This window comes from Citrobacter freundii complex sp. 2025EL-00176 (assembly GCF_053309355.1).
Genome location: NZ_JBRYHT010000001.1, coordinates 461,773 through 487,166, shown reverse-complemented (window position 1 = coordinate 487,166; position 25,394 = coordinate 461,773). Strand labels below are relative to the sequence as shown.

The 25,394-nt window shown below is 53.0% G+C and carries 23 protein-coding genes; 3 read left to right on the top strand and 20 right to left on the bottom strand.

Annotated elements, in window-relative coordinates; genetic code table 11:
* Positions 1-35 precede the first annotated feature (35 nt).
* The 14 genes from ptsG to yceD form a co-directional block, all read right to left on the bottom strand.
* Complete coding sequence (gene ptsG, locus ACVXHP_RS02405) at positions 36-1,469, bottom strand: PTS glucose transporter subunit IIBC (RefSeq protein WP_003036277.1); 1,434 nt, start codon at positions 1,467-1,469, stop codon at positions 36-38.
* A gap of 416 nt (positions 1,470-1,885) precedes the next feature.
* Positions 1,886-2,683, bottom strand: a complete 798-nt coding sequence (locus tag ACVXHP_RS02400; RefSeq protein WP_038639768.1) for a metal-dependent hydrolase — start codon at positions 2,681-2,683, stop codon at positions 1,886-1,888.
* A gap of 10 nt (positions 2,684-2,693) precedes the next feature.
* Complete coding sequence (holB, locus tag ACVXHP_RS02395) at positions 2,694-3,698, bottom strand: DNA polymerase III subunit delta' (RefSeq protein WP_304697917.1); 1,005 nt, start codon at positions 3,696-3,698, stop codon at positions 2,694-2,696.
* Positions 3,695-4,336, bottom strand: a complete 642-nt coding sequence (gene tmk / locus ACVXHP_RS02390; protein ID WP_200006771.1) for a dTMP kinase — start codon at positions 4,334-4,336, stop codon at positions 3,695-3,697. The genes holB and tmk overlap by 4 nt, the downstream gene beginning before the upstream one ends.
* The gene (yceG, locus tag ACVXHP_RS02385) at positions 4,326-5,348 is read right to left on the bottom strand and encodes a cell division protein YceG (RefSeq protein WP_304697914.1); all 1,023 of its coding nucleotides are present in this window, start codon (positions 5,346-5,348) and stop codon (positions 4,326-4,328) included. Before yceG ends, tmk begins: the two co-directional genes overlap by 11 nt.
* A 2-nt stretch (positions 5,349-5,350) precedes the next feature.
* Complete coding sequence (gene pabC / locus ACVXHP_RS02380; RefSeq protein WP_304697913.1) at positions 5,351-6,160, bottom strand: aminodeoxychorismate lyase; 810 nt, start codon at positions 6,158-6,160, stop codon at positions 5,351-5,353.
* 136 nt (positions 6,161-6,296) lie between these two features.
* Entirely contained in the window at positions 6,297-7,538 is a 1,242-nt protein-coding gene (gene fabF, locus ACVXHP_RS02375) for a beta-ketoacyl-ACP synthase II (RefSeq protein ID WP_003036260.1), read from the bottom strand.
* Positions 7,539-7,623: 85 nt separating this feature from the next.
* A complete protein-coding gene (acpP, locus tag ACVXHP_RS02370; protein ID WP_000103754.1) occupies positions 7,624-7,860 on the bottom strand; it encodes an acyl carrier protein in 237 nt (78 codons plus the stop codon).
* Positions 7,861-8,015: 155 nt separating this feature from the next.
* A complete protein-coding gene (gene fabG, locus ACVXHP_RS02365) occupies positions 8,016-8,750 on the bottom strand; it encodes a 3-oxoacyl-ACP reductase FabG (protein WP_006685074.1) in 735 nt (244 codons plus the stop codon).
* Between the two features lie 12 nt (positions 8,751-8,762).
* Positions 8,763-9,692 carry an ACP S-malonyltransferase gene (gene fabD, locus ACVXHP_RS02360; protein ID WP_304697899.1) on the bottom strand — a complete coding sequence of 310 codons (930 nt, stop codon included), beginning with the start codon at positions 9,690-9,692 and terminating at the stop codon, positions 8,763-8,765.
* 15 nt (positions 9,693-9,707) lie between these two features.
* Positions 9,708-10,661, bottom strand: a complete 954-nt coding sequence (gene fabH, locus ACVXHP_RS02355; protein WP_304697898.1) for a beta-ketoacyl-ACP synthase III — start codon at positions 10,659-10,661, stop codon at positions 9,708-9,710.
* Between the two features lie 77 nt (positions 10,662-10,738).
* Positions 10,739-11,818, bottom strand: a complete 1,080-nt coding sequence (gene plsX / locus ACVXHP_RS02350; protein WP_447571138.1) for a phosphate acyltransferase PlsX — start codon at positions 11,816-11,818, stop codon at positions 10,739-10,741.
* A 122-nt stretch (positions 11,819-11,940) separates the two neighbouring features.
* A complete protein-coding gene (gene rpmF / locus ACVXHP_RS02345) occupies positions 11,941-12,114 on the bottom strand; it encodes a 50S ribosomal protein L32 (protein ID WP_003036242.1) in 174 nt (57 codons plus the stop codon).
* Positions 12,115-12,130: 16 nt separating this feature from the next.
* Positions 12,131-12,652 (bottom strand): 23S rRNA accumulation protein YceD, encoded by a 522-nt coding sequence (gene yceD, locus ACVXHP_RS02340; RefSeq protein ID WP_003036239.1) that lies wholly within the window; start codon positions 12,650-12,652, stop codon positions 12,131-12,133.
* 197 nt (positions 12,653-12,849) lie between these two features.
* On the opposite strand from yceD, the gene ACVXHP_RS02335 reads away from it, so the two are divergent.
* Positions 12,850-13,434: a Maf family protein gene (locus ACVXHP_RS02335; RefSeq protein ID WP_042309189.1), complete on the top strand. Its 585-nt coding sequence runs from the start codon at positions 12,850-12,852 to the stop codon at positions 13,432-13,434.
* Between the two features lie 82 nt (positions 13,435-13,516).
* On the opposite strand, the gene rluC is transcribed toward ACVXHP_RS02335, so the two are convergent.
* Positions 13,517-14,470, bottom strand: a complete 954-nt coding sequence (gene rluC / locus ACVXHP_RS02330) for a 23S rRNA pseudouridine(955/2504/2580) synthase RluC (RefSeq protein ID WP_447570781.1) — start codon at positions 14,468-14,470, stop codon at positions 13,517-13,519.
* 574 nt (positions 14,471-15,044) lie between these two features.
* On the opposite strand from rluC, the gene rne reads away from it, so the two are divergent.
* Positions 15,045-18,287, top strand: a complete 3,243-nt coding sequence (gene rne / locus ACVXHP_RS02325; RefSeq protein WP_447570780.1) for a ribonuclease E — start codon at positions 15,045-15,047, stop codon at positions 18,285-18,287.
* A gap of 41 nt (positions 18,288-18,328) precedes the next feature.
* Here rne and ACVXHP_RS02320 read toward each other — a convergent pair whose 3' ends face one another.
* Positions 18,329-19,354, bottom strand: coding sequence for a LysR family transcriptional regulator (locus ACVXHP_RS02320; RefSeq protein WP_447570779.1), 1,026 nt, complete (start codon positions 19,352-19,354; stop codon positions 18,329-18,331).
* Positions 19,355-19,375: 21 nt separating this feature from the next.
* On the opposite strand from ACVXHP_RS02320, the gene ACVXHP_RS02315 reads away from it, so the two are divergent.
* Positions 19,376-20,575 (top strand): MFS transporter, encoded by a 1,200-nt coding sequence (locus ACVXHP_RS02315; RefSeq protein ID WP_447570778.1) that lies wholly within the window; start codon positions 19,376-19,378, stop codon positions 20,573-20,575.
* A 77-nt stretch (positions 20,576-20,652) separates the two neighbouring features.
* Here ACVXHP_RS02315 and flgL read toward each other — a convergent pair whose 3' ends face one another.
* The 4 genes from flgL to ACVXHP_RS02295 all read right to left on the bottom strand — a co-directional run bounded on the left by flgL (position 20,653) and on the right by ACVXHP_RS02295 (position 25,376).
* Positions 20,653-21,606 carry a flagellar hook-associated protein FlgL gene (gene flgL / locus ACVXHP_RS02310; protein ID WP_110498365.1) on the bottom strand — a complete coding sequence of 318 codons (954 nt, stop codon included), beginning with the start codon at positions 21,604-21,606 and terminating at the stop codon, positions 20,653-20,655.
* A 14-nt stretch (positions 21,607-21,620) separates the two neighbouring features.
* Entirely contained in the window at positions 21,621-23,285 is a 1,665-nt protein-coding gene (gene flgK, locus ACVXHP_RS02305; protein ID WP_304697884.1) for a flagellar hook-associated protein FlgK, read from the bottom strand.
* Between the two features lie 64 nt (positions 23,286-23,349).
* Positions 23,350-24,300, bottom strand: coding sequence for a flagellar assembly peptidoglycan hydrolase FlgJ (gene flgJ, locus ACVXHP_RS02300; RefSeq protein WP_447570777.1), 951 nt, complete (start codon positions 24,298-24,300; stop codon positions 23,350-23,352).
* Positions 24,300-25,376, bottom strand: a complete 1,077-nt coding sequence (locus tag ACVXHP_RS02295) for a flagellar basal body P-ring protein FlgI (RefSeq protein WP_087857787.1) — start codon at positions 25,374-25,376, stop codon at positions 24,300-24,302. The genes flgJ and ACVXHP_RS02295 overlap by 1 nt, the downstream gene beginning before the upstream one ends.
* Positions 25,377-25,394: the final 18 nt, after the last annotated feature.

Genomic DNA, 25,394 nt, shown 5'->3' with positions numbered 1-25,394 from the left:
GCAGGCTGCCTTAGTTCTCCCCAACTTCTTACTGCTTAGCTGTTACGGATGTACTCATCCATTTCAGTTTTCAGGTTATCGGACTTGGTACCGAAGATCGCCTGAACACCGGAACCAGCAACCACCACGCCCGCCGCACCCAGTTTCTTCAGGCCAGCCTGATCCACTTTGGCAACGTCAGCCACGCTAACGCGCAGACGAGTGATGCACGCATCGAGGTTAGTGATGTTTTCTTTACCACCGAAGGCAGCAACCAGAGCCGGAGCCATTTCGCCGGACGCACCCGCTTTGCTGTCTTCAGTAGCATCTTCACGACCTGGCGTTTTCAGGTCCAGCGCTTTGATCAGCACACGGAAGATGGTGTAGTAAACAATCGCATAACCGATACCGACAATCGGGAACAGCCACAGTTTGCTGCTGTTACCGGACAGAACGATAAAGTCGATCAGACCGTGAGAGAACGATGTCCCGTCACGCATACCCAGCAGGATACAGATCGGGAATGCCAGACCAGCCAGAATCGCGTGGATGATGTACAGGATCGGCGCCACGAACATGAAGGAGAACTCGATCGGCTCGGTAATACCGGTCAGGAACGAGGTCAGCGCCGCGGAGATCATGATACCGCCCACTTTCGCGCGGTTTTCTGGTTTAGCAGAATGCCAGATAGCGATAGCGGCAGCCGGCAGACCGTACATTTTGAACAGGAAGCCACCGGACAGTTTGCCCGCGGTCGGGTCACCCGCCATATAGCGAGGGATATCGCCGTGGAATACCTGACCCGCAGCGTTGGTGTATTCACCGATCTGCATCTGGAATGGAACGTTCCAGATATGGTGCAGACCAAACGGCACCAGGCAGCGTTCAATGAAGCCATAGATACCGAACGCCACTACCGGGTTCTGGTATGCAGCCCACTGGGAGAACGTCTGAATAGCAGTACCGATCGGCGGCCAAATGAAGGACAGAACCACACCTGTGAAGATGGCAGCCAGACCAGAAATAATAGGAACGAAGCGCTTACCCGCAAAGAAGCCGAGATACTCAGGCAATTTAATACGGTAGAAACGGTTAAACATGTACGCTGCGATCGCACCGGAGATAATCCCCCCGAGAACACCCGTATCAGCAAGGTGTTTAGCGGCGATCTCTTCAGCAGGTAAATGCAGAACCAGCGGCGCAACAACAGCCATGGTTTTAACCATGATGCCGTAGGCAACAACGGATGCCAGTGCAGATACGCCGTCATTGTTGGTGAAGCCTAACGCCACACCGATGGCAAAGATCAGCGGCATGTTCGCAAAAACAGAACCGCCTGCTTCTGCCATTACGTGCGATACAACGGCTGGCAGCCAGCTGAAGTTAGCGGAACCGACACCCAGCAGGATACCTGCAATCGGGAGTACGGATACCGGCAGCATCAGCGATTTACCGACCTTTTGCAGGTTAGCAAATGCATTCTTAAACATAATTAGGAGTGCTCCTGAGTATTTGTGCTTATACACTTCATCCTTCAAACCGCCCCAGCGTTGGCTACGCTCGTTCATTCCAGTCACTTACTCTCGTAAGCTCCTGTCATTCACTCACTTGCCGCCTTGATGCAGCTTGAATGATTTTGTGTATTCTACGTTCTCACGCATTGGCAAGGGGGGAGAACCTCGCCGTGGACAGAGCATCTAAGTGCTCTTTATTTATTACACAGAGTAAAATAATTCAGTCTGTTTTTGTTTGACGGCTATCACAATTCAGTTGTGAATGGCCGCAAAATTCGCACATTCCGATAAAATGAGTTTCTGAATGTGTCTAACTGGTTATTCACCGCCCATTTTGTGGCGGTGAACTTTACTCGCTTTAGCTATTAATTACGAGCTTTAAAAAAAGTCAGTTAGCGGACTGATTGCAGGCGAGAAGCATCGATGTGAAACAGGCGGGCAAAGTTATCAGTGGTTGCCTGCGCCAGTTCTTCCACGGCAACACCTTTCACTACGGCCATGTACTCTGCGACATCACGCGTCATGGCGGGTTGGTTCTCTTTTCCGCGATGCGGTACCGGCGCAAGGTACGGGGAATCCGTCTCAACTAACAAACGATCCAGAGGAACATAACGGGCAGCATCACGCAGTTGGTCAGCATTACGGAACGTGACGATGCCGGAAAACGAGATATAAAACCCGAGATCCAGCAATTTGCCCGCCGTTTCTCTGTCCTCTGTAAAACAGTGTAGTACGCCACCACAATCCGTCACCTTTTCTTCGCGCAGAATCGATAACGTATCGGCTCGGGCATCACGGGTATGCACGATAACCGGCTTCTGTAACTCGCGGCCAATCTGAATATGGTGGATGAACGATTCCTGCTGGCGAACCTTTGTTTCCGGCGTGTAAAAATAGTCCAGCCCGGTTTCCCCCATCGCTACCACACCGTCTTCGGCGGCAAAACGACGCAGATCTTCAACATCATAGGTTTCATCCTGGTTTAACGGATGCACACCGCAGGAGAAAACCACGTTGTCACGTTGGCCAACCAGTTCACGCATACTGCGGTATCCTGGCAGGGTTGTCGCGACGGCAAGACAAAATTTCACATCGCGTGCGGCCGCTTTCGCCAACACGTCATCCACGTCCTTGTGCAAAGATTGATAATCCAGACCATCAAGATGGCAGTGTGAGTCGACTAAAAACATAATGTCTCTCTCAAAGATGAGGAACAGGCAGTACGGTGCCTGGTTGCAGGTAATGCTCAATACGAAGGATAAGATCGGTTAACACCAGTTCACGGTTTATGCCCGTCACGTTCAGCAACTGCTGACGGCAATGACAAACATCACCGAGTATCGCCTGTATCTGGGCGACGGATAACCGCTCTGCGATAGAAGAGATGAGATCCAGAGCATCAGGATTGGTTAAATGGGAAATCCCATAGGGACGCTTTAAGGCATCCGTAAACAGCGTTGCCAGCCAATGTAAACGAGCGGCAGCCTGATCGTGGTTGAGCGCCGCTAACAGGATATACCAGTCGCCTGAATGCAGGGTGTTCGCCAGCTCGGCGAGGAAATCTGTGCGGTGCGTCCAGCTTTCAGCCTGCAGTAACGTTAATGCCGCCCCTGGCGATCCCGCACTCAGACGTAAGGCGCTCAACAATGCTTCTGGTGACGCCGTCACTTCACGGGTAAGCCAGGAGATAGCGTACGACTCTGCCGGGGGTGCAAGGTGATGTAACCGACAGCGGCTACGCAGGGTGGCCAATAAACGCGCAGGCTCTCGACTGGCGAGGAAAAACCAGGTCTGCGCCGGAGGCTCTTCCAGCGTTTTCAGCAACGCATTGGCGGCGGCATCGGTTAACTGAGCGGCATCCGGGATCCACACAACTTTCGCTCCGCCCAGGCGTGAATGCTCGTACAGCTTTTCACTGACTTCACGTACCGCGTCAACGCCCAGCGTGCTTTTACCTTTTTCCGGCTGTAGCGAATAGTAGTCCGGATGGGTCCCCGCCTGCATTAGCTGACAGCCGCGGCAGTGTCCGCAGCTTTTATGTCCTTCCGGCTGCTGACACATTAAATAGCGACTGAGCGCGTAAATCAGCGCATCGTCGCCCATGCCGGGTAATGCCTGAATCAGTAACGCATGGTGACCACGACCCGCCTGGTAGCTCGCTACCAGCTTCTCAAAATCAGGTCGTAACCATGGGTACCATTTCATGCGCCCTGCTCCTTCACCCACTGGGTAACGGTATTGCGGATATCAGCCATCACAGCCTCCAGCGGCTGCGTCGCATCGATAGTACGAATGCTGGCGTCTTTGGCAGCCAGCTCAAGATAGCGCGCTCGTGTGCGATTAAAGAAATCGAAAGATTCTTGCTCAATACGATCCAACTCGCCGCGCGCACGCGCACGCTTTAATCCGACTTCTGGAGTGACATCCAGATAGAGTGTCAGGTCCGGGCGAAAATCGCCGAGTACCGCATCACGCAGAGTTGCCAGCATGTTTTGATCAATGCCGCGTCCACCGCCCTGATACGCCTGGGTCGACAGGTCGTGACGATCGCCAATGACCCATGCGCCTCTCGCCAGCGCAGGTTTGATAACGGTTTCGACCAACTGTACGCGCGCGGCGTAAAACATCAGGACTTCGGCTTTGTCGGTAATGACCTCGTCACCTACCGACTTAATGTCCAGCACCAGACTTCTTAGTTTCTCAGCGAGCTGCGTTCCACCAGGCTCGCGGGTAAAAACCATGTCACGAATACCGAGTTGCTCAAGTGTCTCTACCACCACATTACGCGCGGTGGTTTTTCCGGCGCCTTCCAGGCCCTCGATGACGATATAGTTACTGCCCATTTTTTTCCTTAAGCACTTTCAGGTAATCCTGTACTGACCGGTTATGGCTGACAAGATTGGTGTTAAATGTGTGACCGCCTTTACCATCTGCCACGAAATAGAGATACGGCGTTTTTGCCGGATGTGCGGCAGCCTGCAACGAGGCCTCTCCCGGCATGGCAATCGGGCCAGGCGGTAGCCCGGTAATGGTGTAGGTGTTATAGGCGGTTGGCGTTTCTAAATCCACACGCGACAATTTGCCATTATACCGTGTCCCCATGCCGTAAATCACCGTCGGATCGGTTTGTAAACGCATGCCAATACGTAAGCGGTTAATAAAGACCGATGCCACTTGGTCACGCTCGCTGGCAACCGCGGTTTCTTTTTCAATAATCGAGGCCATTGTCACCAGTTGGTTTTTATCCTGATAAGGCAGCCCCTCAGCGCGCCCTTCCCAGGCGGTATCTACCGCTTTAACCATCTTTTGATGCGCACGTTTTAGCAGCGCTACGTCGGTCGTATTAGCGGTATACATCCAGGTATCAGGCCAGAACCAGCCTTCCACCCACTGCGGGTTTTCCAGCTTCAACGCCTGAGCGACAGTCTCGTAGTTATCATCACTCAGCGTATGTTTGATATAGGGCGCATCGCGCAGTTGTTTGAGGTAATCACTCAGGCGCATCCCTTCCACCAGACGTAACGGGAACTGCGCCTCTTTACCGCTTTCCAGCAGTAGCAGCATTTCTCGCACCGTCATGTCAGGCGTCAGGCGATAGGTGCCCGCTTTAAAATGCGACAGGTCAGGTTCCACACGCAGCAGCCACTGGAACACGCGCGGACGATTGATAACCTTATCCGCATACAGTTGTTCACCGAGAGCCAGGCGGCCCGTACCCGCTTTCAGCGTAAAAATGGTCTCTTCTTTAATCAATAACTTACTGTCCGCCAGATGGCGAACTTTCCACATTCCCACTCCCGCGGCAATGCCCAGCACAACCAGCAATAACAGGACAACGAGTAACAGTTTTTTCATGACTAATTCGGGTGCTCACAAAGTGGGGCTAAAAAATCAAATAATAAACGTGAAGACAACAACGTGTCGCCACAGGTACGCACGGGAATAACCGGCATTAATGCATTACAGACGACAATTTCATCGGCTTGCATAACCTCGTCCAACCCGGCATACACTTCGACAAGACTGAACGGTGATTGTGCCAGCATACGGATACAGAATTGTCGCATAATGCCGTTCACTCCGGCCTGATCCAACCGGGGAGTGTAAACCACATGGCCTTTACGCCAGAACAAATTAGCCGCACAGCATTCCGTAACCCATCCCTCGCTGTCAAGAACCAGCGCTTCATCGGCATCCGTCTGCTCAAGATGAGAGCGAATCAATACCTGCTCCAGGCGATTCAGATGCTTAAGTCCGGCAAGCAGTGGATTACGGCCCAGACGCACTGGACTCAACGCCAGCGTAATCCCCTCATGGCGCCAACGATCGTAATGATCGGGCCAGGCTGAAACAGAGAGAATACGGGTGGCGTTGTGACAATTTACGCCGCTGTAGCCCCGACCGCCGCTACCGCGGCTAATAATGACTTTCAATACGCCACGCGCGTGTCCTTGCGCCAGCATTTTCATTTCATCTTGCAGTTCTGACCATTGTTCGAAAGAGATCAGCAACTTTTGGCAAGCGTCTTGTAAACGCGCAAGATGCGCTGCAAAGAGGCAAATATCGCCGTCGATAATGCGCGCTGTAGTAAAACAACCATCACCAAATTGGGTCGCTCGATCGCCTGCGGCCAGCAGATTTTGCTCGCAGCCATTAATTAAGAACATGGAGGCTCCTTATATCTGGTCCGCTAGTTTGGCAGGATGAGTAACACAGGACAAGGGCGAAAAACCGAATAAAAAAAGGCCCGACAAGCGGACCTTTTCAGTTTTATTTCGATGCTAACGCATCACCTGACGGGACTTAAATCTTTTTAAAGATCAAAGAACCGTTAGTACCACCGAAGCCGAAGGAGTTACACAGAGCATATTCCAAACCACTCACCTGACGCGCTTCGTGAGGAACGAAATCCAGGTCACAACCTTCATCCGGGTTATCCAGGTTGATGGTTGGCGGAATAGCCTGATCGCGCAGCGCCAGGATAGAGAAAATAGACTCTACCGCGCCCGCCGCGCCTAACAGGTGACCGGTCATGGATTTGGTTGAGCTTACCATCACACGGCTCGCCGCATCGCCAAAGACAGATTTCACTGCCTGAGTTTCAGCTTTATCGCCTGCAGGGGTGGACGTACCATGCGCGTTGACATAGCCGATCTGACCCGCTTCAATAGCCGCGTCGCGCAGTGCGTTGACCATTGCCAGCGCAGCGCCTGCACCGTTTTCCGGTGGTGACGTCATGTGGTAAGCATCGCTGCTCATACCAAAGCCAACGACTTCAGCATAGATTTTTGCGCCGCGCGCTTTCGCATGCTCGTACTCTTCCAGTACCACCATGCCTGCGCCATCGCCCAGCACAAAGCCGTCACGCTCTTTATCCCACGGGCGGCTTGCCGCTTGCGGGTTATCATTACGCGTAGACAGCGCACGTGCTGCGCCAAAGCCACCCACGCCCAGCGGGGTACTGGCTTTTTCAGCACCACCCGCAACCATCGCGTCTGCATCACCGTATGCAATGATACGTGCGGCATGACCGATGTTATGTACGCCTGAAGTACAGGCGGTCGCGATGGAGATGCTTGGCCCTTGCAGGCCGTACATGATGGTCAGATGACCAGCCACCATGTTAACAATCGTCGACGGAACGAAGAACGGGCTGATCTTACGCGGTCCACCGTTTACCAGAGAGGTATGGTTTTCTTCGATCAGACCGAGACCGCCAATACCGGAGCCAATAGCGGCGCCAATACGGTGAGCGTTCTCTTCCGTAATTTCGAGGCCAGAATCCTGCATGGCCTGAACGCCAGCGACAATTCCATATTGAATGAAGGCATCCATCTTGCGCTGTTCTTTGCGCGAGATAATGTCTTCACAGTTAAAATCCTTTACTAAGCCAGCAAATTTCGTTGCATAGGCGCTAGTATCGAAATGGTCGATCAGGCTGATGCCACTCTGACCGGCAAGGAGAGCTTTCCAGGTAGACTCTACGGTATTGCCGACAGGAGACAACATGCCCAGTCCGGTCACAACTACACGACGCTTAGACACGGTTGTCCTCCAGGGAGGGAAAATAATTCAAGTGGGATAAAAAGATAAAACTCAGGCGGTCGAATGACCGCCTGGAGATGTTCACTTACGCCTGGTGGCCGTTGATGTAATCAATGGCAGCCTGAACGGTAGTGATTTTCTCAGCTTCTTCGTCCGGAATCTCAGTATCAAACTCTTCTTCCAGAGCCATTACCAGCTCAACGGTGTCAAGAGAATCTGCGCCCAGGTCTTCAACGAAGGAAGCATTGTTGGTTACTTCTTCCTGCTTAACGCCCAGCTGTTCGCCGATAATTTTCTTAACGCGTTCTTCGATAGTGCTCATACTCTTAAATTTCCTATCAAAACTCGCTTTCGCGATGGTTTTCGTAGTGTATAAAATGTTGAAAAATTTGCAACTAAATCCCGGCAGGTCTTACCACGATTTTACGTTATTTTGAGGCCATTCACCCTAATAACGCAAATATTTTTCAATCGTGGTTAAACCATGTACATCCCGCCGTTGACGTGCAAAGTCTCACCTGTGATGTAACTTGCTTCGTCAGAAGCTAAAAATGCAACCGCACTGGCGATTTCCTGAGCGCCGCCAAGGCGACCCGCAGGAACCTGCGCCAGAATACCCGCACGCTGATCATCAGACAGCGCACGCGTCATGTCCGTTTCAATAAAGCCCGGAGCAACAACGTTTACAGTAATACCACGAGACGCAACTTCGCGCGCCAGTGATTTACTGAAGCCGATCAGACCTGCTTTCGCCGCAGCGTAGTTAGCCTGACCCGCATTTCCCATGGTACCAACCACAGAACCGATAGTGATAATACGCCCATGACGCTTTTTCATCATAGCTCGCATTACCGCTTTTGACAGACGGAAAACAGATGACAGGTTGGTTTCGATGATATCGTTCCACTCGTCATCTTTCATGCGCATTAACAGGTTATCACGAGTAATCCCGGCATTATTGACCAGGATATCGACTTCACCAAATTCTGCGCGAATATTTTCCAGAACAGATTCGATAGATGCCGGATCGGTCACATTCAACATCAGACCTTTACCATTTGCACCTAAGTAATCGCTAATGGCCTGCGCGCCGCTTTCACTGGTTGCAGTACCGATAACTTTCGCGCCACGGGCAACGAGTGTCTCAGCAATTGCGCGGCCAATTCCACGGCTTGCACCGGTTACCAGCGCGATTTTTCCTTCAAAATTCATGGGCTTCCTCTTTTATTGCTCTAGCGCCGCAGACAGCGCCGTCGGCTCATTCAGTGCCGAAGCGGTCAGGGTATCAACAATACGTTTCGTCAAACCGGTGAGAACTTTACCTGGACCCACTTCATACAGGTGCTCTACGCCCTGAGATGCCATAAATTCAACGGTTTTGGTCCACTGAACCGGGCTGTACAATTGACGAACCAGCGCATCGCGAATCGCGTCTGCGGTAGTTTCACACTTCACGTCGACGTTGTTCACAACCGGAACAGTCGGCGCGTTGAAAGTGATTTTTTGCAATTCAACGGCCAGTTTCTCAGCGGCAGGCTTCATCAGCGCGCAGTGAGAAGGCACGCTGACCGGCAACGGCAGCGCGCGCTTAGCGCCAGCAGCTTTACAGGCAGCCCCTGCACGTTCTACCGCTTCTTTATGCCCGGCGATAACCACCTGGCCCGGCGAGTTGAAGTTAACCGGAGAAACGACCTGCCCTTCAGCAGACTCTTCACACGCTTTAGCGATAGAGGCATCGTCCAGACCGATAATTGCAGACATGCCGCCGGTACCTTCCGGTACGGCTTCCTGCATAAATTTGCCGCGCAGTTCAACCAGACGGACGGCATCGGCAAAATCGATAACGCCCGCGCATACCAGCGCAGAGTATTCGCCCAGGCTGTGACCCGCCATCAGCGCAGGTGTTTTACCACCCTGCTGCTGCCATACGCGATACAGCGCGACAGATGCCGTCAGCAGCGCTGGCTGCGTCTGCCAGGTTTTATTCAGCTCTTCTGCCGGACCTTGCTGAGTCAGCGCCCACAGATCATAGCCCAGCGCAGCTGATGCTTCAGCAAAAGTTTCTTCAACAATTGGGTAGCTTGCTGCCATTTCAGACAACATCCCAACGGTCTGGGAACCCTGCCCCGGAAACACAAATGCAAATTGCGTCATGTTAAAATCCTTATACTAGAAACGAACCAGCGCGGAGCCCCAGGTGAATCCCCCCCCGAAGGCTTCAAGCAATACCAACTGCCCGGCTTTGATACGCCCGTCGCGGACGGCTTCGTCCAGGGCGCACGGTACGGAAGCCGCGGACGTATTGCCATGTCTGTCCAGCGTAACGACGACATTATCCATCGACATGCCCAGCTTTTTCGCAGTCGCGCTGATAATGCGCAGGTTTGCCTGATGTGGCACCAGCCAGTCCAGCGCAGAACGGTCGAGATTATTGGCTTCCAGCGTTTCATCAACGATGTGGGCAAGCTCGGTCACCGCGACTTTAAATACTTCGTTACCCGCCATCGTCAGGTGGATCGGGTTATCCGGGTTTACGCGATCGGCGTTAGGCAACGTCAACAACTCACCGTAACGACCATCAGCGTGCAGATGCGTGGAGAGAATACCCGGCTCTTCTGATGCGCTCAGTACTACTGCGCCCGCGCCGTCACCAAAGATAATGATCGTTCCACGATCGGTTGGATCACAGGTACGAGCCAGAACATCAGACCCCACGACCAGCGCATGCTTCACTGCGCCAGACTTAACGTACTGGTCAGCAACGCTCAGGGCATAGGTAAAACCGGCACAAGCAGCCGCAACGTCAAACGCCGGGCAGCCTTTGATTCCCAGCATACTTTGGATCTGGCATGCCGCGCTTGGAAATGCGTGTGTGGATGAAGTGGTGGCAACCACAATCAGACCAATTTCTTCTTTGTCGATGCCTGCCATTTCCAGTGCACGGTTTGCGGCGGTAAAGCCCATCGTCGCAACTGTTTCATTTGGCGCTGCAATGTGGCGTTCACGGATACCTGTACGAGTGACGATCCACTCATCAGATGTCTCGACCATTTTTTCCAAATCGGCGTTAGTACGCACTTGTTCAGGCAGATAGCTGCCGGTACCAATAATCTTCGTATACATGTACGCTCAGTCACTTTTTGGTTATATACCGCCACGAGCAAAACGCTGGTACGCTGGCAGCATTCACAAACGCACTATTATCTGTGCGCCCGTGAGTTTGCGCTTTCGCCACCGTCCAGCAGTTCGAATCCAGCTGGGTATACAGATTCCAGGCGAGCGGCAATTCGCTGAGGAACTTGTCGCTGCACCGCCTGCACTGCCTGTTCAATCGCGACCTCAAATGCTCGCTGATTAGCCGCACCATGACTCTTAATCACCGTGCCGCGCAATCCTAACAGACAGGCGCCATTATACTGGTCGGGGTTGAGGTGACTAAATCGCCTTGTCAGGCTTTTTTGTAACCAACGTTTTAATAAAAGCAGCCACCACGACCGTTTTTTGCTCTCACCCTGAGATTTCAGCAGTGAAAGGAACATTCTGACAACACCTTCCATCGTCTTTAATGTGACATTACCGGTAAAGCCATCACAGACCAGCACATCGGTTTTGCCTGTCAGTAACTCATTGGCTTCAAGATAGCCTATATAGTTAATGGAAGGGATTGTTTTTAGCACTGCAGAAGCATCCCGAATACTGTCGAGACCTTTCGTTTCTTCTTCGCCGATGTTGAGCAACGCAACGCGAGGATTAGCAATCCCAACGACTTCTTCTGCCAGCACGGAACCCATGACGGCAAATTGCACCAACATCGTGCTATCACAATCCACGTTGGCGCCTAAATCCAGCACCACCGTTTTGCCCTTTTGCTGATGCGGTAAAACCGTCACCAGCGCAGGACGCTCAATACCCTCAAGGGGTTTGAGCAACAACTTTGCAAGTCCCATTAGCGCGCCCGTATTACCGGCGCTCACACAGGCTTGCGCTCGACCTTCTTTCACGAGCTCCAGGGCAACACGCATTGAGCTTCCACGACTGGCGCGAATAGCTTGCGAGGGCCGGGCATCACTGGCAATAACTGACTGAGCAGGGACTATCTGCAGACGTGAACGTTGTTCGAAGTCAGCTTTGGCAAGTAATGGCGTGATTGTATCGGGATCCCCGACTAAAAGAAGTGTGAGTTGCGAATTAGAACTCAGTGCCTGCAATGCTGCAGGCACTGTCACGGTAGGGCCAAAATCTCCCCCCATGACATCTAACGCCAGGGTTAGATGTGTCAAGGTATCGTCGCTGCCCGGTTCGGTGTTTCCCCAGTTACCCGGGGAAAGCCTCACTAAGCTTCATCACGCGTGCGCTCTCTGTCTTTCTCACCGAAGCGGGAAATCCATTGAGTCATGCGTGATTACTTAGCGATTACCTTACGGCCACGGTAGAAACCGTCGGCAGTGATGTGGTGACGCAGGTGTTGTTCACCAGAAGTTTTGTCTACAGACAGGCTGGTGACTGCGGTCAGAGCGTCATGAGAACGACGCATGCCACGTTTGGAACGGGTTGGTTTATTCTGTTGTACGGCCATGGACCTTACTCCTCAATTACTTACGCTTTAAGCTGGCTAATACGGCAAATGGGTTTGGTTTTTGCGCTTCATCAGGCAATTCGCCAAAGACCATGTCCGCCTCGGACACTTCACAGTGTTCAGAATCATGCACCGGAACTACCGGCAAGGAGAGGATAATCTCATCTTCAACCATTGCAAGCAGATCGATTTCACCGAATTCGTTAACCTCAATCGGCTCATACGCTTCCGGGAGTGCTTCAGCCTGCTCGTCAGAACGGACAGGACTAAAACAATATGTTGTGTGAACATGAAGCGGGAACGGTTTCCCGCAACGCTGACATTCGAGCGTAACCGACACTTTTGCATCGCCGGTTATAACGGCAAGGCGCTGGTTATCGATAGCGAACGACATGGAGCATTCCACATCACTGTCCACACTGACTACAGAATCGGCGACGCGCTCAACCAGATCAGAAGTATAGATACCTTCATAATCGAGGCGTTTTTGAGCCGTACGAACCGGATCAAGAGTCAGGGGTAATTTTACCTTTTGCATAGGGCGCGCATATTAACTTTGTAACGTCATATAGTCAAAGAAAAAGGCAGCCTGAGGTTGCCTTTTGCCAATAATTCGCACACATTGCGGGTCATCGACCTAAAATCGCTCAAGACAAGCCAATACAGCCAGCTTGTAGGACGAAGTCCGTAGTTTAAAATGGCTCTCATCAATACGCTATATGCGAGGGAAAAAATATGCCTCAACTTATACTTGCCTCGACCTCTCCCTGGCGTCGCGCTTTACTTGAAAAACTAGCAATTCCGTTCGAATGCGCGGCTCCCGAGGTAGATGAAACGCCGTTACCCGGCGAAGCGCCACGCCATTTAGTCTCGCGACTGGCGCAACAAAAAGCGCAATCTCTCGCCCACCGTTATCCAGCGCATCTGATTATTGGCTCCGATCAAATTTGTGTTCTTGATGGCGAAATAACCGGCAAACCCTTAACAGAAGAAAATGCGCGCCAACAATTACTCAAAGCCCGTGGCAATATTGTGACGTTTTACACCGGACTGGCGCTTTATAATTCAGCTACCGGACATTTACAAACTGAGGTCGAGCCGTTCGACGTTCATTTCCGGCATTTAAGCGAAGCGGAAATTGATGATTATCTGCGCAAAGAACGCCCGCTACATTGTGCCGGGAGTTTTAAAAGTGAGGGATTAGGTATTGCTCTCTTCGAACGTCTTGAAGGCCGCGACCCAAATACGTTGATCGGCCTGCCGCTGATCGCATTGTGCCAAATGCTGCGCCGGGAAGAGATGAACCCGCTGAACGCCTAGTTGATTTACCCGATGGCGACGCGATGCGCCTTGTCAGGCCTACGGCGCATAACGCGATTGTAGGCCTGATAAGCAACGCGCATCAGGCTTTGCTGCGTAACACCTCAAGGCAGCGCTTCAACTGCTTATCCATCGGCGCTTCAACACGCATCACTTCGCCCGTCCCCGGATGGGTGAATTTTAACGCCGCGGCATGAAGGAACAGCCTGCTCAGTCCGGTATCCGCGAGTTGCTTATCGAACTCGCGATCGCCATAGCGGTCGTCAAAGGCTATCGGATGCCCGGCATATTGGGTATGCACACGAATCTGGTGCGTACGCCCTGTCACCGGGCTACAGCGCACGAGCGTGGCAAACGCATAGCGCTCCTCCACCTTAAAGCGTGTTTCCGACGGCTTGCCTTCCTGATTCACTCGCACGATACGCTCGCCGCTTTGCAGAATATTCTTCAACAGCGGTGCCTGCACAGTTTTGACATGCGACTGCCACTGGCCTCTCACCAGCGCCAGGTAGTCTTTCTGCATCCCTTTTTCACGCAACTGCTCATGCAACGAACGTAAGGCTGAGCGTTTTTTAGCCACCAGCAGCACACCGGAGGTATCGCGGTCCAGGCGATGCACCAGTTCGAGGAAACGCGCTTCCGGACGTAACGCACGTAAGCCTTCAATTACACCAAAGCTTAATCCGCTTCCGCCGTGTACGGCCGTTCCAGAAGGTTTGTTAAGCACCAGAATATGGTCATCTTCATACAAAATGACATCAGTCAGCGCCGCAACCTTCTGCAGATTTGGGGAAATAGCCTCTTCTTCACGTTCGGCGACACGCACAGGTGGAATACGCACGATGTCCCCATCTTCGAGTTTGTACTCGGGTTTAATGCGCTTTTTATTCACCCGCACTTCGCCTTTACGCAAAATGCGATAAATCATACTTTTCGGCACACCCTTGAGTTGAGTGCGCAAAAAGTTGTCGATGCGTTGCCCTGCTTCGTCGGCAGTAATGGCAACTGTTTTTACGGCTGGAGTCTCTGTTTTCATGGGGGCCGATTTTAAATAGCCATCAAGATTCGCGCCACACATTTTTCTATGCTTATATTAACTGCTATACCCTATTACTTAAGTTTGACATAGCCGATTTGGTGGTTATTAAACCAATCACTACGCGGAAGTGAAAAAACTGTGAGTAACCGGGTGATAAATGGCAAAAGTCATCTTGCTATAACAAGGTTAGCAGTGGAATAATGAGGTTGTTTCCGTGTTGAATCTTGTTAAAACAAGACCTTTTCCGGAATGACCCAATTTTGCCCGACCGATCATCAACGCAGCAATGGCGTAAGACGTATTGATCTTTCAGGCAGTTAGCGGGCTGCGGGTTGCAGTCCTTACCGGTAATAAGGAAGCTTTTCTGGAGAGTAACACCCAGACTGTTCCCCTGATAATTGCGCTGTGTTTCCGTATGAAATACAGGCAACCGACACTCTGCGCCTCTTTGAGCTGACGATAACCGTGAGGTTGGCGACGCGAATAGACACGAGGCCATCGGTTCACACCCGGAAAGGCATTACTCTGCCCGCAGCTTAGTCGTCAATGTAAGAATAATGAGTAAGTTACGATGAAAAGAATGTTAATTAACGCGACTCAGCAGGAAGAGTTGCGTGTCGCCCTTGTAGATGGGCAACGTCTGTACGATCTGGATATCGAAAGTCCTGGACACGAACAGAAAAAAGCCAACATCTATAAAGGTAAAATTACCCGTATTGAACCGAGTCTGGAAGCTGCTTTTGTTGATTACGGCGCTGAACGTCACGGTTTCCTTCCGTTAAAAGAAATTGCCCGCGAATACTTCCCCGCTAACTACAACTCCCATGGTCGTCCCAACATTAAAGATGTGTTGCGTGAAGGTCAGGAAGTCATCGTTCAGATCGATAAAGAAGAACGCGGCAATAAAGGCGCTGCGCTGACCACCTTTATCAGCCTGGCGGGTAGTTATCTGGTTCTGATGCCGAACAACCCGCGCGCGGGCGGCATCTCCCGTCGTATTGAAGGCGACGATCGTACCGAATTAAAAGAAGCGCTGGCAAGCCTGGAACTGCCTGACGGCATGGGGCTTATTGTGCGTACCGCAGGCGTCGGCAAATCCGCCGAAGCGCTGCAGTGGGACCTGAGCTTCCGCCTGAAACACTGGGAAGCCATTCAAAAAGCCGCTGACAGCCGCCCTGCTCCATTCCTGATTCACCAGGAAAGCAACGTCATCGTTCGCGCATTCCGTGACTATTTACGTCAGGATATCGGCGAAATTCTCATCGATAACCCGAAAGTCATGGAGATGGCGCGTCAGCACATCGCCGCGCTGGGCCGTCCTGATTTCAGCAGCAAAATCAAACTGTACACCGGTGAAATCCCGCTGTTCAGCCACTATCAAATTGAATCTCAGATTGAGTCTGCGTTCCAGCGCGAAGTGCGTCTGCCGTCCGGCGGCTCCATCGTCATCGACAGCACTGAAGCCCTTACCGCTATCGATATCAACTCCGCACGTGCTACGCGCGGCGGCGACATCGAAGAAACCGCATTCAACACCAACCTGGAAGCCGCCGACGAAATTGCTCGTCAGCTGCGTCTGCGCGACCTCGGCGGCCTGATTGTTATCGACTTTATCGATATGACGCCGGTTCGCCACCAGCGTGCGGTTGAAAACCGTCTGCGTGAAGCCGTGCGTCAGGACCGAGCGCGTATTCAGATCAGCCATATTTCTCGCTTCGGCCTGCTGGAGATGTCCCGCCAGCGTCTGAGCCCGTCACTGGGTGAGTCCAGCCATCACGTCTGCCCACGCTGCTCCGGCACCGGCACCGTGCGTGATAACGAATCGCTGTCGCTGTCTATTCTGCGTCTGATCGAAGAAGAAGCACTGAAAGAGAATACCCAGGAAGTTCACGCTATCGTTCCTGTGCCGATTGCCTCTTATCTGCTCAACGAAAAGCGTACTGCGGTCAACGCCATCGAGACGCGTCAGAATGGCGTGCGTTGTGTGATCGTGCCAAACGATCAGATGGAAACCCCGCACTATTCCGTGCTGCGCGTCCGCAAAGGCGAAGAAACGCCAACCCTGAGCTACTTGCTGCCGAAATTGCACGAAGAAGCAATGGAGCTGCCGTCAGAACAAGAGTATGTCGAGCGTAAGCAGCCAGAGCAACCAGCACTCGCGACCTTTGCTATGCCAGACGTGCCGCCAGCACCAACCGTGCAAGAGCCCGCTGTTAAAGCCGCCGCGCCTAAAGCTGCTGCCGCCACCACAGCAACAGCCTCTCAGCCAGGTTTGATTAGCCGTTTCTTCAGCGCACTGAAGTCTATCTTCGGCGGTAACGAAGAAGCGAAGCCGGTTGAACAACCCGCACCGAAAGCTGAAGAGAAGACGGAACGTCAGCAGGACCGCCGTAAACCGCGTCAAAATAATCGCCGCGATCGTAACGATCGTCGTGATAACCGCGATAGCCGTGGCGATCGTGATAACCGTAACGAACGTGCAGAAAACGGCGAAAACCGCGATGACAATCGTCGTAACCGTCGTCAGGCCCAGCAGCAAAATGCAGAAGCACGCGATAATCGCCAGCAGTCCAGTGATGTCGCTGACAAAGCGAAATCCGCGGATGAACAGCAGACTCCGCGTCGCGAGCGCAACCGCCGCCGCAACGATGACAAGCGTCAGGCGCAGCAGGAAGTTAAAGAGCTGAACCTGGCTGAACAGCCAGCGCAGGATACCGAGCAGGAAGAGCGCGTACGTCAGCCTCAGACCCGTCGTAAACAGCGTCAGTTGAACCAGAAAGTTCGTTACACGGACAGCGCGGCGGTTGAAGCCGAAGTGGCAACTGCCGCTGTGGCAGCTGAGGTCGTTGTCGCTCAACCCGTTGAGCAGCCCGTACCGGCTCCGCGTACCGAACTGGCGAAAGTTGATCTGCCAGCCGTTGTTGCACCAGAGCAGGAAGACAACAGCGAAGCGCGTGACTCCAACGGTATGCCGCGCCGTTCCCGCCGTTCCCCTCGCCATCTGCGCGTAAGTGGACAGCGTCGTCGTCGTTATCGTGACGAGCGTTATCCGGTTCAGTCGCCAATGCCGCTGACCGTCGCCTGTGCTTCTCCTGAATTAGCGTCCGGTAAAGTATGGATCAGCTACCCTGTTGTTCGTCCGCAGGATCAGCAGGTTGAAGACCAACGCGAGCAGGAAACTCACCAGGAGCAAACTGCCTCTGTCGCGGTAGAGCCTCAGGTTGCTGCGGCTGCTGTTGAGCACATTGTGGACACTCCTGCGCCGGTTGAAGCCGTGCAGCCAGAGGAAATTGTAGCGGAACCTCAGATTGCCGTTGTTGAAACCACGCATCCGGAAGTCATTGCGACCCCGGTTGAAGAACAACCGCAAATTATCGCTGAATCTGACGCGCCTGTAGCGGAAGAAATCGCCGCTGAAGCTGAACCTGCCGCTGAAGTCGCCGTTGAAGAGCCTGCGGAAATCGTTGTCTCCCAGCCGGAAGTGGTTGAAGAAGTTGTGGAAGTAGCGCCGACTGTTGAAGAAGTCGCTGCGCCGCAGGAAGTTGTTGCAGCGCCGGTTGTAGAAGCAGAAGTTGTTAAGCCTGAAGTCGTTAAGGCTGAAGTGGTCGCCACAAGCGTTGAGGCCGAACACCTTCACAGCCATGCGACTGCGCCGATGACCCGCGCTCCCGCGCCGGATTATGTGCCAGAAGCGCCGCGTCATAGCGACTGGCAGCGCCCGGCATTCGCCTTTGAAGGTAAAGGCGCCGCAGGTGGACACAGCGCCACGCATCAGGCCACTGCGCCAGCAACACGCCCGCAGCCGGTTGAATAAGCCATAATCAGCATCAAAGCCGACCTTAGGGTCGGCTTTTTTTATATCGGCTCTATGCGTTTCATCCCGGTTAGCTGCGGCATGACATCCTTCATTAACTCTAAAAACTTGCGCAACCGTGTCGGATAGTAACGCGCCCACGGATAAACCAAATGCACCGGCAACGATGCCGCCCGCCACTCGGGTAGCAGCATAACTAAACGTCCGTTGGCGATATCTTCTTCAACCATCCAGCTTGAAACAATCGTCACTCCCAGCCCGGCCAGCGCGGCATTTCTTGCCACATAAATACTGTCAGTACTTAATCTGGGAGAAATAGTCAGCGTGACAGGTTCATTACGCGCCTGGTGTAGTAACGAAACGCTATGCTGAAAAAATGTGTTCACTGCAATCCACGGCAGCGCGGATAACTGCTCAGGGTGCGAAATTGCGCCATATTGCTCAAGCAATACAGGACTCGCCACCATGCTACGGGGAACTTCAGCCAGTAAAACGGAAACCGTGGCCGGATCGACTTCCGCGCCAACCCGAATCGCGCAATCAATATTATCGCTCAGGAAATCAACGGTTTTGTCGTTAAGCATCCACTCCACCGATAACTGTGGATAGCGCGAAAGAAACTGCAAAAGCGGCTCAAGAAGCTGTTGCTGTCCAAACGCATGCGGCGCCCGTACGCGCAACGTCCCTACTGGTTCATCTTCTGTGACATTAAGTCCATCTTCCAGCGCCAGCCAGGCATCGATGATATTTTTGGCGTGCTGGTAACCACGCTCGCCATCGTCGGTTAGTTTCATCGCATGCGTGGTACGCATAATCAGTTTCACACCCAGCAGGGTTTCCAGAGATTGCAACCGTCGGCTTACGGTCGCTTGCGTTGTCCCCATCTGTTTTGCCGCTGCGGAAAGCGATCCTGCTTCCACGATACGAACAAACGTGCGCATCAGCTCCACCCTATCTATACGTTCAGTTTTTATCATTATCAGTTTCTTCATACGTGTGGCGTATAACTGTTTTACCACTGCGCTCGCTACCGCACCACCCGCAGAAGGATAAAAATAGCCGCACATCCTGTGATTGAGGAATCATTTGTGAACACACACACCGCACTTTCCCGTTGGGTCATTTTCGTTCTGGCATTAGGAGCCGGATTCAGCGTCGCCGCTATCTACTATGCCCAGCCCCTTCTGCCTTTAATGGGTCAGGATCTGGACTTAAGTATTACCGGCATGGGACTGGTTCCGACGCTGACCCAGGCGGGATACGCGCTGGGTATTTTGTTTTTATTGCCATTGGGCGATCGTTATGACCGCCGGACATTAATCCTGCTGAAAAGTATCTCTCTTGCCGTGCTGCTTCTGGCATGCAGCTTTACCGGGCAGTTGCATTCACTGCTAATAGTGAGCCTGTTGATGGGCATGGCGGCAACGATGGCGCAGGACATCGTTCCCGCGGCGGCTATTCTGGCGCCGGAAGGTAAACAGGGAAAAACGGTGGGCACGGTGATGACAGGCCTGCTGTTGGGGATTTTACTCTCGCGTACCGTCAGCGGACTGGGGGGTGAAGCGTTTGGCTGGCGTGAGATGTACCAACTTGCCGCCGCCAGCATTGCCATTATTACCGTCATTATGTGGAAGGTGCTGCCTCGTTTTACGGCCCATTCCACGCTGAGCTACCCATCATTGATGCTCTCTATGGCGCAGCTCTGGCAACGGTATCCCGCATTGCGCCGCGCGGCGCTGGCACAGGGCTTTCTGTCCATAGCCTTTAGCGCTTTCTGGTCCACGCTGGCGGTGATGTTAGCTGAACATTACCAGATGGGTAGCGCTATGGCGGGCGCATTTGGTATCGCGGGAGCCGCCGGTGCGCTTGCGGCACCGCTGGCGGGTCATCTTGCCGACAAAGTGGGCGCAGCAAAAGTGACGCAATTAGGTGCTTTGCTGGTAACCGTCTCTTTCGCACTGATGTTCTTGTTACCCGCCCTGCCAGTACAGGGGCAGTGGCTGCTGATTGCTCTTTCGGCGGTTGGTTTTGATCTCGGATTGCAATCCAGCCTCGTTGCCCACCAGAACCTGGTCTATAGCCTGGAGCCTCAGGCCCGGGGCCGTCTGAATGCACTGCTGTTTACGATGGTGTTCATTGGTATGGCGCTGGGTTCGGTTCTCGGCAGTCAGGTCTATGCGCTGGCAAACTGGGAAGGTGTGGTGACGCTGGCAACCATTAGCGGTGCACTGGCACTGGCGATAAGGCTGACGGGAAATCTGCCGCTTAGCAAAACAACGGTAGCCTAAAAAAATGCCCGCTCCCGGGTGTTAAGGGAGCGGGCAGACAAACATACCCAGTTTCAAGATATGTTCAAAAAGGGTTATTACCGATTAAGCTGGAACAACGACATTCCCTGCATATCGGTAAATGCTTTATAAGACGCCTGAAGTGCGGCCTGCTGCATGACGTAGGAAGAAATCGCCGCATTCCAGTCGACATCCACCAGGTTGCTCATCTGTTGGGTTTGCCCTAGCGCCCGATCCGCGCCCAGTGAATCCAGCGAGCTTAATTCACTAAGCTGGGTACCTAATTCTGCGCGAACGGAAAGCACGTTATTCAGTGAGTTTTTCAGACCACGATTGGTTTTATCGATAGCTGCTGCGGCTTTATCCTTTGCCACATCATCACCCGCAATAGGAATTTTTAGCTCTTCAATCGCGCTATCCAGCATTTTGAACAGGTTCTTTTCCTGAGTGCTACCTGGTGGTTCCGGCACGGCGTTGCTGGTCAGGCTGGCGAAGATTTTATCGCCCGTGTGGCCAATGACCATGGTACGGGAAGCATCAACCTGCTGGGTCACATTTGTTGTACCACCGCTATAGGAACCATCAGCCTGGGCAAACGGCGCGGATTCTGTTTTGTAGCCGCCAAAAATATAGCGACCATTACCATCGGTGCTGTTCGCCAGGTTCATCAACTGATCGCGGATCCCCTGCAAATCAGTGGCCAACGATGCACGGTCATCATCACTTAATGTACCGTTCCCGGCATACACAATTTTCTCCTGCGCAGCCTGAATAGCCGTTGTTACCTGGCTCAGTACGTTCTCTTCCAGAGAGACTTTCTGCGTCGCGAATGTGCGCGCCAGCGTATACTGGCTGTTCTGCGCCTGAGCCTGAGAAAGCACTACGGCCTGTGAGGCGGCAATCGGATCGTCAGACGGGCTGATCACGCGTTTGCCGGTCGACATCTGCTCGCCGAACTTCATCCATTCAGCCTGAGAGTTAGTGATGCCACGCATATTCTGCTGGTACATCATCTGGGTGCTGATACGCATTGTGTCCCTCTCCCTTAGCGAATATTGATCAATGCATCAAACAGCGCATTCGCAGTTTGCAATACCTGTGCATTAGCCAAGTAATACTGCTGATAACGCTGCAAATTACCGTATTCTTCGTCGAGGTTTACCCCGGAAATCGACTGCTGCTGGTTATAAAGCTGTTTGACCACATTGTTTTGCGTGGTACTGCTGGTTTTCAGCGTCGCCGTTTTGTTGCCCACGTCGCTCACCAGGGTGGCATAAGCGTCGTTAAAGGTTTTATTACCTACCGTTTCCTTGGTTTGCAGATCCAGTAGTTTCTGACCGTTACGGTTATCGCTTGCACCTGTATCCGCAGCAGGATCAGTGCTTTTCTCTGACGCCATGGCGATTTTTGACTCGTCTGTCACCATGACTTTCATATCAACGATAGCGTTGCTCACGGGTTTCAGAATAAAGCTGTCGTTATCGTTAGCGCCGGTTGGATTAGCCTTAACCGTTACCTTCAGACCATCAATATCCAGTTTACCGTTCGCATCAGGTTTGGCTTCAAACGTTGTGTTATCGGCCAGACGCGTCACCTGCCATTTCCCGCCGCTAAACACAACTTTATAGTCGGTAGCCTGCACTTTCGAACTGTCATCAACTTCAGCAGTTAATTCTGCTTTACCGCTATTTTTAGTGTTACTCAGTACCGACGGGTCGCCGATAGCAAAGAAATCTTTACCCTTATCGCCGTTAGCATCAAAACCTTCTTTATGCTGGGTATTAAACGCATCGGCAAACGCCAGTGCCAGTTGGCCCAGCGTGTTACGCGTCTGGTCCAGTTCCTGGGAACGGAAGGTGAGCAGACCACCCAGTGAACCGGTATTCAGCAATTTTTCCGGGATTTCAACCGCTCCGGCAACGCCATCCACATACGCAACGGTGGTACGCGAAGGATCGTCACTGGAAGGCACCGCCGCCAGTTGGCGCGCATTGCTGCCCTGCACCAGTGAATAGCCGTTCGCCATGGTTACGTTGTAAGTACCACCGTCCTGAACGCTGACTTCCACGCCGACAATCTGGTTCAGTTCACTGACCAGTTGGTCGCGCTGATCGAGCAAATCATTCGGGGATGCACCCGCCCCGACACCGGTCAGACGAGAAATCTGGTCGTTAAGGCTGGCGATTTGTTTCGAGTAGTTGTTGATCTGATCGACACTGGCTTTGATAGCGGTATTAACCTGCTTATCCTGATCGCGCAGATACTGATCGGTCGTTTTAAACTGATTCACCAAACCATCAGCTTTACCGATCAGCGCCTGGCGTGCTGCCGGATCTTCGGCGTTACTGACCAGCGTTTGCAGGCTGGTAAAAAAGTCTTGCATTGAGGTCGAAATCGAACTGGTTTTGCTGGACAGCAGGTTGTCGATTTTCGACATTTGCTCATAACGCGTCGTCAGACCGCTGCTCTGGTTTTGCGCTGCCCGCAACTGATTGGTGATAAACGAGTCATACTCGCGCTGTACGCCAGAAACATAGACGCCATTGCCTACCCAGCCCCCCGCACCCAGCGTGCTGTTCGCTTGCGCCATAATGGTCGTTTGTCGGGTATATCCGGCGACGTTATAGCTGGAGATGTTATTACTGGCAGTGTTCAACGCGGCCTGCGCTGCGCTGAGTCCACTCATCGCGTTATTAATCAAGCTGGACATGGAGGTTCCTTGTAATCCTTCAATACTCGTTATTATCGGCAGCAGGTCGGTAGACTTGAGCTATTTAAAAGAGATTATCGATGTTGGTGCTGTAGGTTTTGCTCACCTTTTCACTCATCGATTTCAACTGCTGGATCATGCTGGTTAATTTCCGCGCATAGTTAGGATCGGTAGCGTAACCGGCATTTTGCAGGGCCTGCGCGCCCTGCTCAGCGGTTGCTGCTGCGGTCACCGCCGCATAGCGCGGGTTACGGGAAATCAGCCCGACATAATCCGATAGCGCCTCGAGGTAAGAGCTATAGACGCGGAATTTGGCTTTCACCTTTTTCGCTTCGCCGTTTTCATATTCGGTAGTGGTGATTTCGGTCGTTGGTCCCTTCCAGCTTCCCGAAGCTTTCACGCCAAAAATGTTGAAGCTCGGTTCGCCGTTTTCCCGGCGAATTTGCCGCTGGCCCCAACCGGACTCCAGCGCCGCCTGCGCCAGAATCAAATGATGCGGAACGCCGCTTTGCTGACTCGCCAGTTTTGCCGGCAGCGACAGCTGGGCGAGGAAGTCTTTACTGTCGCCCGACAGCGGTTCATCATTGCTTTCCGTCGCCCTGGGGATGGCTTTGCGCACCAGTTGCGTCAGCGCCTGGTTTTGATAGCTGGTCACCGTTTCCAGCGAGAACTTCATCGGCACCTGTGGCGCATCATCAGCAGGTTGCGCTTGCCCTTGCGTCATCTGCTTAACCATCATTTCAGCCAGTCCCAGACCTTTACCTGCGGTCATCTGCTGCGCAATTTGTTGGTCATACATGCTGGTATACAAACGCGTTGAATCGCTGCTAAACATCCCATCTTTCGGCAACGCTTCACGCATGCTTTTCAGCATCATCTGCACGAACATCCCTTCAACCTGGCGGGCCACGGGGCGAATATTCGCCGCCGGATCCTGACCCGCTTTCGCTTTCAGTTCGTTCAGTGCTTGCGCATCCCAGGCGGCGCTGGTCAGCAGTTTGCTGTCACCAATCATCAGATGATTTCCAGTTTGGCGCGTAAGCAACCCGCGCTCTGCATCGATTGCAGAATGGACATCAGATCCATCGGCGTCGCCCCCAGCGCATTCAGCGCGCGCACAACGTTGTTCAGGTTGGCGCTGGAACGCACGCTTTGCAGCGAGCCGCCGCTCTGACGCAGATCGATCTGGGTTTGTGGCGTCACCACGGTCTGCCCGCCGCCAAACGGCGTATCCGGCTGGCTGACGTTTGCCTGGCGGTTTACCGTAATCGACAGGTTACCCTGCGCCACGGCACAGCTATCCAGCGTGACTTCACGGTTCATTACCACAGATCCCGTGCGCGAGTTGATAATCACTTTCGCGTCCTGCGGCGTGACGTTCACCTCCATATTCTGGATATCGGCAAGGAAACGTACCTGCGAGCTGTTGCCACTTGGCACACGCACTTGTATGGTCCTGGCATCCAGCGCCGTTGCGCTACCAAAGCCACGCGAGCGATTAATGGTGTCGGTGATCTGCTGCGCCATAGTGAAATCTTCATTATTGAGCTGCAGATTAATGGTGTTGCCACCGCCGAACTGGCTGGGCAACTCACGCTCGATGGTCGCGCCGTTGGTAATACGTCCGCCATTGAGCTGGTTAACCTGCACGCTACTGCCACCCGCAGCCGCGCCCGCACCGCCAACCAGAATATTTCCCTGCGCCAAGGCATATACCTGGCTATCGACCCCTTTCAGCGGGGTCATCAGCAGCGTGCCGCCGCGCAGGCTTTTGGCGTTACCCATAGAAGAGACCACCACGTCAATGGTTTGCCCCTGGCGTCCAAAGGCTGGGAACTGTGCGGTAACCATCACCGCCGCCACGTTTTTCAGCTGCATATTGGTGCCGGTTGGTACAGTGATCCCCAACTGCGACAGCATGTTATTGAGCGTTTGCGTCGTGAACGGCGTCTGTGTGGTCTGGTCACCAGTACCATCCAGCCCGACCACCAGCCCGTAACCTATCAACGAGTTTTCCCGCACGCCCTGCACGCTGGTCAGGTCACGAATACGGTCGGCATGCGCAAAGGCGGTTGCCAGTACCAGTACCATTCCAACAAGAGATTTAAA

Bases quoted from the DNA above. Each gene is read 5' to 3' on its own strand.
- rpmF (WP_003036242.1), bottom strand. From the start codon at position 12,114: ATGGCCGTACAACAGAATAAACCAACCCGTTCCAAACGTGGCATGCGT.
- ACVXHP_RS02335 (WP_042309189.1), top strand. From the start codon at position 12,850: ATGCCTCAACTTATACTTGCCTCGACCTCTCCCTGGCGTCGCGCTTTA.
- yceD (WP_003036239.1), bottom strand. From the start codon at position 12,652: ATGCAAAAGGTAAAATTACCCCTGACTCTTGATCCGGTTCGTACGGCT.
- yceG (WP_304697914.1), bottom strand. From the start codon at position 5,348: ATGAAAAAACTGTTACTCGTTGTCCTGTTATTGCTGGTTGTGCTGGGC.
- fabG (WP_006685074.1), bottom strand. From the start codon at position 8,750: ATGAATTTTGAAGGAAAAATCGCGCTGGTAACCGGTGCAAGCCGTGGA.
- ACVXHP_RS02400 (WP_038639768.1), bottom strand. From the start codon at position 2,683: ATGTTTTTAGTCGACTCACACTGCCATCTTGATGGTCTGGATTATCAA.
- ACVXHP_RS02320 (WP_447570779.1), bottom strand. From the start codon at position 19,354: ATGTGCGGCTATTTTTATCCTTCTGCGGGTGGTGCGGTAGCGAGCGCA.
- ptsG (WP_003036277.1), bottom strand. From the start codon at position 1,469: ATGTTTAAGAATGCATTTGCTAACCTGCAAAAGGTCGGTAAATCGCTG.
- flgL (WP_110498365.1), bottom strand. From the start codon at position 21,606: ATGCGTATCAGCACCCAGATGATGTACCAGCAGAATATGCGTGGCATC.
- fabD (WP_304697899.1), bottom strand. From the start codon at position 9,692: ATGACGCAATTTGCATTTGTGTTTCCGGGGCAGGGTTCCCAGACCGTT.
- pabC (WP_304697913.1), bottom strand. From the start codon at position 6,160: ATGTTCTTAATTAATGGCTGCGAGCAAAATCTGCTGGCCGCAGGCGAT.
- flgJ (WP_447570777.1), bottom strand. From the start codon at position 24,300: ATGATTGGTGACAGCAAACTGCTGACCAGCGCCGCCTGGGATGCGCAA.
- holB (WP_304697917.1), bottom strand. From the start codon at position 3,698: ATGAAATGGTACCCATGGTTACGACCTGATTTTGAGAAGCTGGTAGCG.
- fabH (WP_304697898.1), bottom strand. From the start codon at position 10,661: ATGTATACGAAGATTATTGGTACCGGCAGCTATCTGCCTGAACAAGTG.
- rluC (WP_447570781.1), bottom strand. From the start codon at position 14,470: ATGAAAACAGAGACTCCAGCCGTAAAAACAGTTGCCATTACTGCCGAC.
- acpP (WP_000103754.1), bottom strand. From the start codon at position 7,860: ATGAGCACTATCGAAGAACGCGTTAAGAAAATTATCGGCGAACAGCTG.
- tmk (WP_200006771.1), bottom strand. From the start codon at position 4,336: ATGGGCAGTAACTATATCGTCATCGAGGGCCTGGAAGGCGCCGGAAAA.
- rne (WP_447570780.1), top strand. From the start codon at position 15,045: ATGAAAAGAATGTTAATTAACGCGACTCAGCAGGAAGAGTTGCGTGTC.
- ACVXHP_RS02295 (WP_087857787.1), bottom strand. From the start codon at position 25,376: ATGGTACTGGTACTGGCAACCGCCTTTGCGCATGCCGACCGTATTCGT.
- flgK (WP_304697884.1), bottom strand. From the start codon at position 23,285: ATGTCCAGCTTGATTAATAACGCGATGAGTGGACTCAGCGCAGCGCAG.